19 protein-coding genes are annotated in these 14899 nt (G+C 42.1%); 11 read left to right on the forward strand and 8 right to left on the reverse strand.

Annotation, left to right across the window (positions count from 1 at the left end):
- Positions 1-16 precede the first annotated feature (16 nt).
- Positions 17-1111: a PQQ-dependent sugar dehydrogenase gene (locus BS1321_RS12915; RefSeq protein WP_063234210.1), complete on the forward strand. Its 1095-nt coding sequence runs from the start codon at positions 17-19 to the stop codon at positions 1109-1111.
- A gap of 82 nt (positions 1112-1193) precedes the next feature.
- Here the strand turns inward: BS1321_RS12915 and BS1321_RS12920 are convergent, their stop codons facing one another.
- On the reverse strand, positions 1194-1397 hold the full coding sequence (locus tag BS1321_RS12920) for a hypothetical protein (protein ID WP_063234209.1): 204 nt from the start codon (positions 1395-1397) through the stop codon (positions 1194-1196).
- Between the two features lie 185 nt (positions 1398-1582).
- Between BS1321_RS12920 and BS1321_RS12925 the strand changes: the two genes are divergently transcribed.
- Together BS1321_RS12925 and BS1321_RS12930 are read left to right on the forward strand one after the other, a co-directional pair.
- Complete coding sequence (locus BS1321_RS12925; protein ID WP_063234208.1) at positions 1583-2002, forward strand: MarR family winged helix-turn-helix transcriptional regulator; 420 nt, start codon at positions 1583-1585, stop codon at positions 2000-2002.
- A gap of 18 nt (positions 2003-2020) precedes the next feature.
- Positions 2021-3226, forward strand: coding sequence for an MFS transporter (locus tag BS1321_RS12930; protein ID WP_063234207.1), 1206 nt, complete (start codon positions 2021-2023; stop codon positions 3224-3226).
- Between the two features lie 149 nt (positions 3227-3375).
- Here BS1321_RS12930 and bshB2 read toward each other — a convergent pair whose 3' ends face one another.
- The 3 genes from bshB2 to pdxK form a co-directional block, all read right to left on the reverse strand.
- Entirely contained in the window at positions 3376-4041 is a 666-nt protein-coding gene (gene bshB2 / locus BS1321_RS12935) for a bacillithiol biosynthesis deacetylase BshB2 (protein WP_063234206.1), read from the reverse strand.
- Positions 4042-4129: 88 nt separating this feature from the next.
- Positions 4130-4477 carry a YojF family protein gene (locus BS1321_RS12940; RefSeq protein WP_063234205.1) on the reverse strand — a complete coding sequence of 116 codons (348 nt, stop codon included), beginning with the start codon at positions 4475-4477 and terminating at the stop codon, positions 4130-4132.
- 124 nt (positions 4478-4601) lie between these two features.
- Entirely contained in the window at positions 4602-5429 is an 828-nt protein-coding gene (gene pdxK, locus BS1321_RS12945; protein ID WP_174524180.1) for a pyridoxine/pyridoxal/pyridoxamine kinase, read from the reverse strand.
- A 367-nt stretch (positions 5430-5796) separates the two neighbouring features.
- On the opposite strand from pdxK, the gene mobA reads away from it, so the two are divergent.
- From mobA to BS1321_RS12965, 4 genes are read left to right on the forward strand one after another with little or no spacing between them, the layout of a single operon-like run.
- The gene (mobA, locus tag BS1321_RS12950) at positions 5797-6432 is read left to right on the forward strand and encodes a molybdenum cofactor guanylyltransferase (RefSeq protein WP_063234204.1); all 636 of its coding nucleotides are present in this window, start codon (positions 5797-5799) and stop codon (positions 6430-6432) included.
- Positions 6422-6886: a molybdenum cofactor biosynthesis protein MoaE gene (locus BS1321_RS12955; protein ID WP_063234203.1), complete on the forward strand. Its 465-nt coding sequence runs from the start codon at positions 6422-6424 to the stop codon at positions 6884-6886. The genes mobA and BS1321_RS12955 overlap by 11 nt, the downstream gene beginning before the upstream one ends.
- Entirely contained in the window at positions 6879-7112 is a 234-nt protein-coding gene (gene moaD, locus BS1321_RS12960) for a molybdopterin converting factor subunit 1 (RefSeq protein WP_063234202.1), read from the forward strand. The genes BS1321_RS12955 and moaD overlap by 8 nt, the downstream gene beginning before the upstream one ends.
- Positions 7113-7136: 24 nt before the next feature.
- On the forward strand, positions 7137-8156 hold the full coding sequence (locus tag BS1321_RS12965) for a MoeB/ThiF family adenylyltransferase (protein WP_063234201.1): 1020 nt from the start codon (positions 7137-7139) through the stop codon (positions 8154-8156).
- A 74-nt stretch (positions 8157-8230) separates the two neighbouring features.
- Here BS1321_RS12965 and BS1321_RS12970 read toward each other — a convergent pair whose 3' ends face one another.
- Together BS1321_RS12970 and BS1321_RS12975 are read right to left on the reverse strand one after the other, a co-directional pair.
- Complete coding sequence (locus tag BS1321_RS12970) at positions 8231-8578, reverse strand: YflT domain-containing protein (RefSeq protein WP_063234200.1); 348 nt, start codon at positions 8576-8578, stop codon at positions 8231-8233.
- A gap of 136 nt (positions 8579-8714) precedes the next feature.
- Complete coding sequence (locus BS1321_RS12975; protein WP_063234199.1) at positions 8715-10148, reverse strand: phospholipase D family protein; 1434 nt, start codon at positions 10146-10148, stop codon at positions 8715-8717.
- A 152-nt stretch (positions 10149-10300) separates the two neighbouring features.
- Here BS1321_RS12975 and BS1321_RS12980 point away from each other — a divergent pair, with 152 nt between their 5' ends.
- The 3 genes from BS1321_RS12980 to BS1321_RS12995 all read left to right on the forward strand — a co-directional run bounded on the left by BS1321_RS12980 (position 10301) and on the right by BS1321_RS12995 (position 11896).
- Positions 10301-10981 carry a uracil-DNA glycosylase gene (locus BS1321_RS12980; RefSeq protein ID WP_063234198.1) on the forward strand — a complete coding sequence of 227 codons (681 nt, stop codon included), beginning with the start codon at positions 10301-10303 and terminating at the stop codon, positions 10979-10981.
- Positions 10982-11168: 187 nt separating this feature from the next.
- Complete coding sequence (locus tag BS1321_RS12990; protein ID WP_063234197.1) at positions 11169-11504, forward strand: YwdI family protein; 336 nt, start codon at positions 11169-11171, stop codon at positions 11502-11504.
- A gap of 23 nt (positions 11505-11527) precedes the next feature.
- Complete coding sequence (locus BS1321_RS12995; RefSeq protein ID WP_063234196.1) at positions 11528-11896, forward strand: DUF423 domain-containing protein; 369 nt, start codon at positions 11528-11530, stop codon at positions 11894-11896.
- A gap of 75 nt (positions 11897-11971) precedes the next feature.
- Here BS1321_RS12995 and gerQ read toward each other — a convergent pair whose 3' ends face one another.
- Both gerQ and hemQ read right to left on the reverse strand, forming a co-directional pair.
- On the reverse strand, positions 11972-12487 hold the full coding sequence (gerQ, locus tag BS1321_RS13000; RefSeq protein WP_063234195.1) for a spore coat protein GerQ: 516 nt from the start codon (positions 12485-12487) through the stop codon (positions 11972-11974).
- A 414-nt stretch (positions 12488-12901) separates the two neighbouring features.
- Entirely contained in the window at positions 12902-13651 is a 750-nt protein-coding gene (hemQ, locus tag BS1321_RS13005; protein ID WP_063234194.1) for a hydrogen peroxide-dependent heme synthase, read from the reverse strand.
- Between the two features lie 257 nt (positions 13652-13908).
- Between hemQ and pta the strand changes: the two genes are divergently transcribed.
- The gene (gene pta / locus BS1321_RS13010) at positions 13909-14895 is read left to right on the forward strand and encodes a phosphate acetyltransferase (RefSeq protein WP_063234193.1); all 987 of its coding nucleotides are present in this window, start codon (positions 13909-13911) and stop codon (positions 14893-14895) included.
- Positions 14896-14899 lie beyond the last annotated feature (4 nt).

The raw sequence follows: 14899 nt of genomic DNA on the forward strand, positions 1-14899 counted from the left end.
GAAGGAGGAAAGACTTTTGAAAAGATTGCTCTTATTTTTCCTTATGGTTACATTGATTTTAACTGGTTGTAACATGAATGATGACGACAGCAAAAACCAGCCGAATCCTGACAAAGAAGTGACGGGCACTTTAGGGGAAGATCCGGATGTGCTGGTAACGAACCTGCATGCCCCATGGTCGATTCAGAAGAATGGGGACACAATGTATGTGTCAGAGCGAACAGGAACCATCGTTGAATGGGACAAGGATAAGATGACACGGCAAAAGGTCAACCTTAAAAAGACATTGTCAGCTAAAGCGGAAGCTGGGTTGCTTGGATTTTTGCTAGCTCCCGATTTCTCTAAGAGCGGGCAAGCTTTCGCCTATTATACTTATGAAGAAGGCGGGGATTCCATCAATCGAATCGTCATTTTAGAAAAAAATGATGATAAATGGCAGGAGATGGAGACCTTAATCGACGGAATACCAAGCGGGGACTACCACCATGGCGGCAGGATCAGGATTGGACCGGATGATAAGCTATACGCAACAACAGGTGATGCAAGAAAGCCTGAGATCGCACAGGACATAGATTCTTTAGGCGGGAAGATTCTACGCATGAACCTGGATGGCACCATTCCGAAAGATAATCCTTTCGGGAATTCTTACGTCTATTCATACGGTCACCGCAATCCACAAGGCCTGGCCTGGGATGAGGCAGGACAGTTGTATGAAAGTGAGCACGGAGATTCGGCTCACGATGAATTAAATAAAATTAATCCAGGTAAGAACTATGGCTGGCCAGGGATAGAGGGCGATGAGCAAAAACCTGATATGGTAAAGCCATTGATTCATTCCGGGGAAAATACATGGGCTCCTTCTGGCATGGCCTATTTTGAGGGAAAGCTCTATTTTGCAGCCTTAAGGGGTGAAGCGCTTAAGAGTTATGAAGTAAAGAGCGGAAAACTTACTAATATCATTACGGGCTCAGGAAGGATACGTGATGTATTCGTTGATGAAGAATTCCTTTATTTCATAAGCAATAATACGGACGGCCGAGGAAATTCTGATGAAAAGGATGATAAACTTTATCGTTTGCCACTTTCTCGGTTAAAGGGAAATATGCCCTGAAGTTATTAATGAGAAGTTCGGAGATGTGGTATTGGTGTGGTTCAAAATAGTTTTCGAATGAAATCATTCCGCAACGCAAAGATCAAATATCGGAAGCCTCGCTTTTAATAGCGGGGTTTCCTTTTTGTATATGGCCTCGAAGTATCGGCCCCAAAGAGCATGGCATGGCCCCGATTTGCCCCATACCATTTCGCCCAAACTCACGAGTAAAAGCGTGAAATTCACGAGTAACGCACAAACTTACGGGCAAAGGCATGAAATTCACGAGTACCTGCTCCAAATACACATAGTTCCTCCCCACTCCCAAATAAAATCCCGAATCTCCTGAAAAGGGTATTTTTTTGTCTCGGAAGCAATGGAGAAGCTGAGGAAACAGTGTCCATACGATTATTTTCGTTCATCCGAAGGCTAGACATTTCTAATGAATAGGTGTATAGTTACCTAGGTAACTACTTTACAGGAGGAATACTTTTGTCCTTTCAAAATGGTTTTTTTCATCATAACTTACAATTTTCAAGGTCATTTACCAAAAAGTTAAATGAACAATTGGCCAAGGTTGATCTTTTTCATTCCCAATGGTCGATTGTATATTATCTGTATCAGTTTGGCTGTTCTACGCTTGTTGAAATAAGCACTTATCTAGATGTGGAGAAACCGACGGTAACCAGGACGGTAAACCGGTTGGAAGAACTTGATTTGATTGAACAAATCCCAGGAAAAGATAAGCGGGAACGGAGAATACAGTTAACGGAGTCAGGTTTAAGGACTTATCAGGAGGCCAAAAAGGTAGTTGAAGAATTTGAACTTCAATTAATGAGCGGTTTGGCTGAAGAGGATCGAGAGGCAACGTTACGAACGTTGATTTTCCTGAAGGAAAAATTAAAACAATAGTAAGGAAGAAGGATTGAAATGAATCACAAACCGAAATTGTGGACGAAAGACTTTTTGATTGTCTCGTCTGCGAACTTTTTTTTATTTTTAACTTTTTATGTCTTGATGGTGACATTGACCATTTATACGATGGATAACTTTCATGCGTCGCAAGCCCAAGCAGGACTTGCTTCAAGTATCTTTGTTCTCGGGGCTGTGCTTGTCAGACCGATTGCAGGGAAAAAAATCGACAAGATCGGCCGCAGAAAGATGTTGCTTGGATCGTTGGTTCTATTCCTGATTGCTTCCATTGGCTATTTCCTGGTGAATGGTTTATCCCTCTTATTGATCGATCGGCTTATTCATGGTTTTGCTTTTGGCCTTGCCACTACGGCAACTGGAACGATTGCTGCAGATATCATTCCGAATGAAAGACGCGGGGAAGGTACAGGTTACTTTGCCATGAGTACAAACTTGGCAATGGCATTCGGTCCGTTTATTGGATTGCTGATAACACAGCATTTCAGTTATTCCATCATTTTCTATGCAGCCTCCTTATTTGCCGGATTTTCTTTAGTTGCATCATTATTCATGAATGTGCCTGAAGGGGAAAAGGGCGGAGCTTCACCACAAAAAGGATTTAAGATCAGTGATTACTTTGAAAAAAGGGCACTGCCCATTTCCATTTTTATCGGATTTGCCGGATTTACCTATTCGAGCATCTTGTCCTATTTAACATCTTTTGCAAAGGAAATGGATTTAATGGATGCGGCGAGCTTTTTCTTCGTCGTATTTGCTGTATTCCTTTTGGCGTCCCGTCCGTTTACAGGACGGATGTTTGATGTGAAGGGGGAAAATGCAGTTATTTACCCATCGCTCTTACTATTTGCCGTCGGTATGGTCATCCTCAGCCAATCTCATCATGGTATCACGCTTCTGATTGCCGGTGCCTTTATCGGAGTGGGGTATGGTACGTTCCAATCAAGCTGTCAAGCAATTTCCATTAAGGAAGCCCCATCAAATCGAATGGGATTAGCCACATCCACGTTTTTTACAATGTATGACTTCGGTATTGGTGTTGGCCCATTCCTATTGGGATTCCTTATTCCATTTACAGGGTTCAAAGGGTTATTCATAGGAATGTCGATCTTTGCATTCGTACTTATTGGCATTTATTACTTGGCACATGGAAAAAAAGCCTCGGCAAGAACGAAAATGCAGCATGAGGAACGCTTGTCTGCCTAATTTTTTGAATATGATTGTATAAAATGAAGAATTTTGGGGATGCTTATATTATGATTGATTTTCCAAAGTATCCCCCTTTTCTCCGCCTGTAATCGACAGGCGTTTTTTTTATGCCATAAACAAAGAAAACCGCCTTATTGGCGGTTTCTTTAAAATTTATAGGTCCATAATCGTTCTTTGCGGATCCAGTCTAGAAAATCTGCATCCTGATTTTCGAATTTCTCTTTCCAATCGATCACCATTGCCTGCGTTTGCGAACGGTGGGCAGTGAAGGTTGCTACCTTTTTTTCTTCGACTGCAGAGATATCATGGATGATGTCAGGATGTCCCAATTCGTCAATGCAGTTATTCGAGAAGGCGACACAATGAAGTTTAGGTCTCTCTTTCTCTTCTATTCTTTCCACGGCCCGAACCACAGCCCGTGCTGTAGCTTCATGGTCTGGATGGACACTGTATCCTGGGTAAAATGTAATGATCAATGAAGGATTCAATTCATTGATGGCATCAGTAAATAATGAAGTCAGTTTTTCATCATCTTCGAATTCAATTGTCTTATCACGCAATCCAAGCATGCGTAAATCTTGGATGCCAATCGCATTTGCTGCATCGATTAATTCCTTTTTACGAATTTTGGGGAGCGATTCCCTTGTTGCAAATGGAGGGTTTCCTAAATTACGTCCCATTTCTCCTAAAGTTAAGCATAAATAGGTGACAGGAGTGCCCGCTTCTCTATGAAGGGCAAGCGTTCCGGAGACCGAGAAGGCTTCATCATCGGGATGTGGGAATATGACTAATACATGGCGTTCTTTTTCCAAGGTATATTTCTCCTTCCGTTCTACTTACAGTGAGTATGGTTATCGGTGAATGGGAGTTTTCATCGGAAATATATCAAGCAAGTTGTCATCATTCAAAGGGAGTAGGACTGAGTTGCATGGAGACGGCAAGCTTTCCAGAAAAATCAAGGCCTGCCAATAGCAATCTTCCTTGTTCATCCATTTCGAAGTGGTTAACGCCTTCCGCATATACCCAGCCAATATTTAGCTTCAAGCCGATGCGGTAGGGTCCATCGCCAACTATCTTCCCATGTTCATACTTAATAAAAGCATTACGGATATAAGCACCTGCCGAAAAGAAAGCTTCATCTACATGAGTGGCATAGGCACCATTTGTCGTTTCAAGGTGAAGATATACATCTTGTCCGGCGAAAGAATCAATGGCATTTTGCACCTCTGTACGGTCTATAGGTTTCATTCTATAATTTCCTCCTTAACTGGGCGGCTAGATAAGCTATTCCTTCTTTCTATCTTACTAAATAAAAACAAAAAAAGCGAAAAAGGCCGCTCGATGAATTTGAGCGGCCATTAAACTTGATGTTTTATTTTTGTGTTTTTTCAGCAATTCCATATTTATGGTATGCACCATGATTGACGGGTCCAACATAGTCATTCATCTTCCAAGAGTGGCGAACAGCCTCGGTAATGAAGTCTTTAGAAATGAGGATAGCCTCACGCGGGCTTTTCCCTTCAGCCAATTGAGCTGCAATAGCTGCAGAAGATGAACAGCCGGCACCATGTGTATTGGTCGTTTCGATTTTCTCTGATTCAAGGATTTCAAATTCTTTTCCATCATATAAAAGGTCGATGGCTTTATCAAGATCCAGCTTATTACCGCCTTTGATCAAGACATATTTTGCACCAAGTGCATGAATCTTTTCAGCTGCAGCCCTCATGTCATCAATCGTCTTGATAGGCGCAGTTCCCGCTAACTGAGCGGCCTCGAACAGGTTTGGAGTGACTACAGTTGCACGTGGAACAAGCAGTTCCCGCAGAGCTACAGCCGTTTCAGGGTGCAATACTTCATCTTCACCTTTACATACCATAACTGGATCGATAACGACTTTGTCCAGCTTCAGCTCGTCTATTTTACGGGCAACAAGTTCAATGATTTCCACTGATCCAAGCATTCCCGTTTTCATGGCATCAATGCCGATTGACAGGATCGTTTCGATTTGAGCTTCCAAAACTTCGACCGGTGTAGGGAATACATTATGGGACCAGCCATTCTTCGGATCCATCGTCACGATTGTCGTTAAAGCGGACATGCCGTAAACGCCGAATTCTTGGAATGTCTTTAAATCTGCTTGTAGACCCGCGCCGCCGCTCGAATCCGATCCGGCAACTGTCATAGCTCTTTTCATAGTCATTATGTGACCTCCTCAGGAGAATTAGATATCGATATTATCAGCATACCAGATAATATGCTATTTTTAGAATATACCAAAATTTCTTTTATGTAAAACTTAGTTTTCGCCTTAATATGAGTGCCTTAGAGAAGGTAATGGAATGGCCTCGCATAAGTCATTTTTCAGACCTGGAATTCAGGAAACAGTATGGATGGGTGGCCTGTTTTTTAGCTTTGTATCCAATTTCCATCTTTTGATATACAAAGCAAAGTTTGTGAAAGTGTCATTATTTTCAAAGTTGATTTAAAATATTTAAATATAGTGGACACATTTAGTATAGCTTTACCGTTTGATGCTGGATTAAACCCAAAAAGGGAGGGTGATTCTTATGGAATGGACAATGTTGCTTTTAGCTGGTGGGAAATCAAGCCGGATGGGAGTCAATAAGGCCCTCTTGACCATAGGTGGCGTTGTGAACATTTCAAGAGTGGCTTCCGAATTGAAAAAGGTGTCAGAAAACATTATGGTCATTACGAATACATTTGAAGAATATCATTTTCTGCAACTTCCGCTAATTCCGGATTTACATAAGGATCAAGGGCCTCTTGGCGGATTGCATGCAGGGTTGACCTCATCGAAAACGGAGCTTCAGTTCCTTGTAGCCTGTGATATGCCGTTTGCGAGTGCAGATGCCATAAAGGATATCATTTCCCGTTATGAACCTGAATTCGATGCTGTCATTCCAGAAATAAATGGCAGGCTCCAGCCGCTTTTTGCTGTTTACCATAAAAGGTGTCTTCCTGTACTGACGGAGTGCTTATTAAAACATGAATTAAAAATGAGTCAATTTTTGGAAAAGATTTCGGTGAAAATCATGAAAGAAACCGACTTTAAGTTATATCACGAGAATCCTGAACATTTTCAATACCTTTTTTTCAATATGAATACGAGGGAAGATTATCAAGAGGCAGGTTATATTGATCAAACTGAATTATTTATAAAGGATGGTAGACATGAATTATAATATTTCAAAAGAGCCCATTGTCATCCAGGAAGTGATTGATAAAGTAGTCAAGCGAAATGCAGGTGCCGTCACGACCTTCATTGGTACAGTGAGGGAAATGACGAAAGGAAAAAAGACTCTCTTCTTAATTTACGAAGCGTATGAACCGATGGCTATCAAGAAATTGGAGCAAATCGGATCTGAGATCAAGGAGCGATGGCCTGATGCAGAAACGGCGATCACCCATCGTGTAGGTAAACTTGAAATCACGGATATCGCAGTGGTTATTGCCGTTAGTACGCCACATCGAAATGATGCATATGAGGCAAACAGGTATGCGATTGAAAGAATTAAAGAAATCGTCCCGATCTGGAAAAAAGAACACTGGGAAGATGGGGAGACATGGGTCGGAAACCAGTTGGAAACCGTTCCATATCCAACGGGGAAACCGGAAGAGGGGGATATTGATGATTAATGTACTTTTATTTGCCCAATTGAAAGATGAGCTAGGAAAAGAGACTCTTTCTATAGAAGGAAATGGAATGAGTGTAGCCCAGCTAAAAGGAAAAATGAAGGTGGATTTCCAATTGGAAGGTCTTGAAACCGTGATGACAGCGGTCAATGAAGAATTTGCCGATGATGACACGATTCTATCTGATGGAGATACAGTTGCTTTCATTCCACCAGTCAGTGGAGGCTAAAGCATTCGGAAGGGAGGGTTCACGGTGAAAGAGCGATTTTCAAGGCAGACTTTATTCGTCCCTATTGGTGAAGGGGGCCAATTGAAAATTATGAAGAAGCATGTCTTGCTTCTTGGGGCAGGGGCTTTGGGATCTGCTAATGCCGAGGCCCTTACTCGTGCAGGAGTAGGGAAGCTTACCATTGTCGACAGGGATTATGTCGAGACCAGTAATTTACAGCGCCAACAAATGTATACGGAACGGGATGTCGATGAGAAACTGCCAAAAGCAGAAGCGGCAAAGCGTCATTTATTTGATATCAATCATGAAGTTGAAGTGAATGCCATCATCATGGACGCAACTGCCCAGAACCTCGAACAGCTGCTTGGTGATGTTGATTTGATATTGGATGCAACCGATAATTTTGAGACACGGATGATTATTAATGATTTATCACAAAAGCTTCATATACCGTGGATTTATGGGGCATGCGTGGGGAGTGTGGGCATGACTATGACGATCCTTCCCGAACAGACTCCATGTTTACACTGTTTGCTTAAAGCAATCCCCATTCAAGGAATGACCTGTGACACAGGAGGAATCATATCACCAGCTGTAACGATGGTAGTGGCACACCAAACTGCCGAAGCTTTGAAAATACTTGTTGAAGATTGGGAATCGGTACGACCTGCACTTGTTACTTTTGATCTGTGGAGAAATCAATACCAAACCGTTAAATTAACAAAAGCGAAAAAGAAAGATTGTCTCTCATGCGGAGAGCAGAGGACATATCCCTTTTTAACAATGGAAAATGCAACGAAAACGGCTGTTCTTTGCGGGAGGGATACTGTACAGGTTAGACCGCCAAAACCTTTGGAACTGCAACTCGATAAATTAGCCAAAGATCTGAACGGAAGCGGCTATTTGGTGAAATTCAATCCATTTCTTCTCTCTTGTGAAAAAGCTGGGGAGCGTATAGTCATTTTCAAGGATGGCCGGGCGTTGATTCACGGTACGAAGGACATGGTCCATGCAAAGGCCACATACCAAAGAATCCTTGGATAATGAATATAAAAAACGAGGCTGCCGGTTAAGGAGCCTCGTTTTTTATATTCATATAGGGCAATGGTTATCGGGTTTTAGTGTGTAACCCCGTCTTTATTATCTTGTTTGGAAGCAACGATAACTACTTTTCCTTCGTCAAGCACTTCCTCGTAACGTTCTGCCTCCATATCACTAAGGCCAAGGTTGCTCATTCGGTTACGAAGTTCATCTCCGCGTGATTTAAAGAGATTTCCGACGCTATCAAGGAAACCTTGTTCCTTCATGCCTACACCTTCTGTATTTGTATTCTCGGTAAGGTGCTTTGAACGGGTTTTATCATGGGCAAACAAATATACATCGTCTTTCGTATAACCTGATGTAACTAATTCATCGATTTTTTCCTTTGCTTGTAAACCGTTTTCTACTACATGTACTTGATACATATAAACTCCTCCTTGAATTCTAGTAAGATTCTCTTGATTATAGGTAAATGGAATCTTGCTTATTACAGTTGTTGATTGGCTATAGTAGTATATAACCTTATTTGGGCACTGATAAACATTTATATAGAAGGGAATTTTAGTAAGTGGTGAAGCGGAACACCTTCTGAATGCGGTAGGTCAAGTATTTAAAGACAGGCAGTTTCTTTTGATATTCACTGTAATCCACCGTGTAGGTTCCATTTTGATTTATCCAGAGTCTTTGAAAATAGCTATCGACATCTTTTGAAACGTCCGCATCATTTGGAGCATGGATTTCAACATTCGCTTCAAGATTATAGTCATCTAGATTGCGTGAGGTATAATTAGCCGATCCTCCAAGGATAACCGTCTCATTAGCCTTTTGGATCATCATCAACTTTGTATGGAACTGTTCTTTATCTGTTTTGTACCAGCGGATCGAGATGTTTTCATCCCCCAGTTTTTCGAATTCGGCGGCAACTGGAAGATTGGGAAGCCCGATTTTCTCACTTCCGAAAGCGTTTTGATTCGGATCCAATATCATTTGAATCTTCACACCCCGTTTAGCTGCATCCGTTAATGCCTCGACAACCTCGCGATCGGCAATGTAGAACATGGCAAGATGGATCTTGTCACCCTTTTTTGCATCCTTAATTGCCTTAAGGGCATGTTTATTGATTTTACCTTCCGTTAGCAGTTGTACCGATATCGGCCCTTTATCTGCTGATGTCCCTTTGAACTCAGGAAATGACTTAGGTCCTCCCGAGAATTTCGAAGCGGCTTCTTCTGCGTTAACAAAATCGCCGATGATATTCCCTTCCATCTGGAACGCAATATTGGAATGGAATCCACTTGCGTCATGAGGATTGGCAGATGAGATAATGGCCGTTTTTTCAGTAGCGACCACTTTTCTGTGATTGGCTTTGATATTCATCAATCTAAGATAAGAACGTAAGGTGACCTTTGGTGCGCTTTTAGCCATTGGATTCACAATCCAGCCTTTCCCGCTTTCACCGAACCATTGGAAAAATGTCCGATACACACCTGAATAGAGAGGATTCGGATCCCGGAGGCGGTCTAAGTTGGTAACAATGACATCAATTCCATTTTTCTTCATCGTTTCCAATGCCTCTAACTGGTAGGCATTATAGGAAGTATTCACTTCATCAGTAATGAATATAACCTGGAGGTCCGGTTTCTTTTTCTTCTGTTCAACCAGATTATCCTTCAGAGTCTCGGTTAACTTCGGGAAGTTTATCTTTTCATCATAAAAAGCATTAAACAAAAACATATCGATTACGATATAAGAATCAGCCTCTTGTATGGCTTGATTTATGGTTTGGAAAATTCGCTGCTCATGTTGCAGATTCCCTTGTTCATCGTGATAGGAAAGGTCATAGATGAAATCGATATCCTCGACATGATGAACCTTCCCTTCATAGGAAATACCATCGGGGAGAGGTTTGTAGCTGTTATAGACGATTACGATTGCAATGACAATCAAAATGCTAACAAGGAGATAAAATCGTTTTCTTTTGTACCATTTTTTCATAGGGAATCCTCCAACATGGTAAAATTGCTTGCTAACTTTCTACTTTCCCACTTTTGGGGTATATAGAAACATAAATCGTAATCTATGGAAAAAGGCAAGGCGATTAATTTTGATATAATATAGTTTCAAAAAGTGGAAAGGGGCTGTGGCACATGGCAAAGCAGTTATTAACAAATGATTGGTGGCCTCTATTGAAAGAGGAATTCAAAAAAGAATATTACCAGGAGCTATGGGAATTTATAAAGCAAGAGTACAGTCAGCAAGTCATTCATCCGGATCAGGACGATATTTTCAATGCGCTTCACTATACTCCTTATGAAGACGTAAAGGTTGTCATCCTTGGACAGGACCCTTACCATGGCCAGGGTCAAGCGCATGGCCTTAGTTTTTCAGTTAAGCCGGAGGTTCGCATCCCACCTTCTTTAAGAAATATTTTTAAAGAGTTACACACCGATCTAGGCTATGAGGTTCCTGATAACGGTTACCTAGCCGAATGGGCAAAACAGGGAGTGCTCCTATTGAATACCGTCTTGACTGTACGTGAGGGAGAAGCACACTCACACCGCGGAAAAGGATGGGAAATCTTTACGAATCAAGTTATTCGCCTATTGAATGACCGTCCGAAACCGGTTGTATTCATCCTGTGGGGGAAACCTGCTCAAACCAAAATCCCTTTGATTGATGAAACCCGTCATAAAGTCATTAAGTCCGTACATCCGAGTCCGCTGTCGGCTTCCCGTGGTTTCTTTGGCACCAAACCTTTTTCCAAAACAAATCAATTGCTGATGGAAATGGGGGAATCCCCAATTGATTGGAAAATCTCGAACCGATGATATGGGCAAGAAAATGAAACGGGTGAATTGTATGGCGTGCCGTCATTTCTATATAACTTGGGATTCCAGTTTTCCAAAGGGCCGCCGTGCTTTTCAATTCAAAACATCAAATCAGCCTTCTCGTGATGTCTTTCATTCTTCAGGGCAGCCATGCTTGAAATTTCAAGCCAATTAAGAGGTAGGAAATATGCAAGGTGTTTTCTTCTCTGATTTTTGCTATGCTAGTTATGATAGTTTTGACCTGTATATAGACGAGGTGGTAAAGTTGGATATTTCATCAAGACAAATGTTAGATAAAATCGAAGAGCTTGTTTTAAAAGCGAAACAGGCAAATTCAGAGGATAAGGTGCAGGGGTATGTAATCGCCATTAAGTCCCTTTGTGAAGTGATGGTTGATGAAAAAGCAGCGAACATCAGCATTCCGAAGCCAATCACATTGACCCAGCCCGTTATGTCGGCTACACCGAATGTAGAACCGGTTAAAATGGATGAGGCCAATGGGGAGTCCTTGTTCGATTTTTAAATTAGGGAAGGGGAGCGAAATAATTGAAACTGTTCATCATTTTAGGTGCATTGAATGGGTTTATTGCTGTGGCATTTGGTGCATTCGGTGCACACGGACTGGAAGGGAAAATTCCTGATAAATATTTAGAAACCTGGCAAACCGCTGTTCAATATCAAATGTTCCATGCGGTGGGTTTATTGGTAATCGGTTTATTGGCTGGGAAAATTTCAAGTCCGCTGATCAACTGGTCCGGCTGGCTTATGCTAATAGGAATTATCCTGTTTTCCGGAAGCCTATTCGTTCTAAGCGTTACACAAATCAAAGTCCTTGGTGCCATCACACCGCTTGGCGGGGTTTCATTCTTGGTTGCTTGGGTCTTAATGATCATTGCTGCATATAAATACTTGTAAAGAAAAAAGTCATTCCAATATAAGAAGAGCCTCAAAATCAAATAGATTCTGAGGCTCTTCTTTATTGGATTTTCTTCATCTTGGCGAATAGGTGGTAAGCCCAGTGCCTCCAAATGGATATTCATATTCGATTTCTTCATCAAACGTTATATAATCTAAGTATACCATCGGGATTAAGTATCGTTTTCCCGTTTGAGGATCGCTTATGATTAAGTGATCGCGTCCTGCAGCCTCGATGATTCCTTTGAAGATCTTGGCATTCCATTCCTTGTTGTTTTCAAACGTTGTATAAACAGTGGCCAATTTCCCTTTATTCAAACGCAAGATGTTCTCGATGTACGACTGTTCGACCGGAAGCATGCCAGGTATCTGTGGTCCGGAAGTGGCTGGACTCACCTGCATCGGCATTTGTTGTGGCGTGCCTGCCATAGTGGGCTGTTGTGGCTGGTATGATGGTTGTTGGTATCCTTGCTGCGGGTACCCTTGTTGCTGGTTAGGATTCTGCTGCCTTAGTTCAGGCTCATTATTCTCATAAGGGTAATAGGGGCTTCCGCCGTACGGGTAATTACCATAAGGATTATTTTGTGACATTGCATTCCCTCCTAAATTCAAGGTTTAGTTGATGCTGTGGAATTTGGACAATCCGAGAGTGTGGACTGGGAGAAACTGTGCGATTTATAGCGACCGGTAGTATTGTATATGTTTTCTGGACAATCCCCGGGTGGCTTAAAAAACCACAATGAAAGTTAAGCGATACATAACGGCTGCCGTTCATGATATAAACCATATCCTCTTGCCGGCTAATGAATAGAAGTAACGTTCCTTCACCTCGCTGGAGTCAGGAATTGCCTTGATCAATTTTCCTGAAGCTGAATGGGACTGTGAAAAAATAAATTCATCACTATTGAAAATGTATGGGATGTGGATTGGATTTATTCCACAGCCGGGGAAAAATAAAAAGGAGGGGACGCAAAAAAAGCTTCCGGAAACCGGAAGCCCATCGTCTTATACGTATAGGAATGAAGGTACGTTTTCTTCCGGCAGGATATTGCCTACAAAGAAAGAACCAAATGCAGCGTAACGTGCACTCACTTCATCAAAACGCATTTCATAGATTAATTTTTTAAATTGAAGGACATCATCTGCGAATAGTGTAACGCCCCATTCATAATCGTCAAAACCGACAGAACCCGAAATGATTTGTTTTACTTTACCGGCATAACTGCGGCCAATCAAGCCGTGGGAACGCATTAAGCCTTTGCGCTCTTCCATGGAAAGCATATACCAGTTATCATCGCCATCACGACGCTTGTCCATTGGATAGAAGCATACATGTTTCGCTTTTGGAAGTATCGGATAAAGTCTTGAACGAACATGAGGGTTCTGGTAAGGGTCCTCACCATCTCCTCCAGCTAAGTAATTGCTTAATTCCACGACGGAAACGTATGAATAAGCGGGAACTGTATATTCGGCAAGCTTCGTTTTGTTGAATTCGTTTTCAATTGCATTCAATTCTTCCATGGTTGGGCGGGCAAACATAAGCATGAAGTCCGCTTTCTGACCAACGATGGAATATAGGGCATGGCTGCCTTCATTGTCACTTTGTGTCATATTCCATTTATCCAGTAAACCTTGGAATTCTGAGATGGCCAATTGGCGTTCGTCACTTGATAACGTTTTCCAAGAAGCCCAGTCGATCAGACGGAAATCATGTAAACAATACCAGCCGTCCAGTGTTTGTGCTGCTTCACTCATTACGATCACTCCTAAGTCTTATTTTAACTTTAATATAACATAGTTTCAGTATAAGGAAATTTATATCAACCCGCAAACACCATCACTGTTTTTCGGTGTTCAAACAAATTTCAAATTTGCAGATTGGCAGAGGACCAAAGTGGCTGGAATTTACCTGGCTGCTAGAGTATTCTTAAAAGAAGACGACTATGGATTTTCACCGAATGGTTAAATATAGAAAAGATAGGGGAAACGTATCTAAAAAGGAGGAAGAGCCAATGGGTGATTTATTTGAAATATTGGAATCGAAAATTATGGGGCATAATTTAAAGATCGTTTTTCCAGAAGGGTTGGATGAACGGATTTTGGGAGCGGCAGGCAGGCTTGCCAAAGCTAAACTGGTGACACCGGTATTGATCGGGGATATCGGGTTGATTCAAGAGAAGGCAAAAGATTTAAAAATATCCCTTGATGCAATCGAAATATATGATCCGAAGAATTATATCATGATGGATGATATGGTTGAAGCGTTCGTGAAGGTCCGTGAGGGTAAAGCGACCGATGTACAAGCTCGTGAAATCTTAATGGATGAGAACTATTTTGGAACCATGCTCGTCCATATGAAACTGGCACATGGAATGGTGAGTGGTGCAACGCATTCGACTGCCGATACGGTTCGTCCCGCCTTAAGGATCATTAAAACAAAGCCAGGCGTCCAAAAAACATCGGGAGTATTCATCATGGTCCGGGATGAAGAAAAATATGTGTTCGCGGATTGTGCAATCAATATAAACCCCGATTCCCAAGACCTGGCTGAAATTGCTATAGAAAGTGCGAAGACTGCACTAATGTTCGATATCGAACCGCGTGTGGCGATGCTGAGCTTTTCGACGAAGGGATCGGCAACATCCCCCGAGACCTTAAAAGTGGTTGATGCTGTCGATTTGGCAAAAGAAATGGACCCTGAAGTCATTCTTGATGGGGAATTTCAGTTTGACGCGGCTTTCGTTCCTTCGGTAGCAAGAAAAAAAGCGCCGGATTCCCTTATTCAGGGGGATGCGAATGTTTTTATTTTCCCAAGTCTCGAAGCAGGGAACATTAGCTATAAGATGGTACAGCGCTTGGGTGGCTTCGAAGCGGTCGGTCCGATCCTTCAGGGGCTGAATCGTCCGGTGAATGACCTTTCGAGGGGATGCAGTGAAGAGGATGTATATAAACTGGCTGTCATTACAGCGGCACAGGGGTTTGTGGCGCAGTATCAATAGCAGC

The sequence above is a fragment of the Peribacillus simplex NBRC 15720 = DSM 1321 genome, assembly GCF_002243645.1.
GTDB lineage: Bacteria > Bacillota > Bacilli > Bacillales > DSM-1321 > Peribacillus > Peribacillus simplex.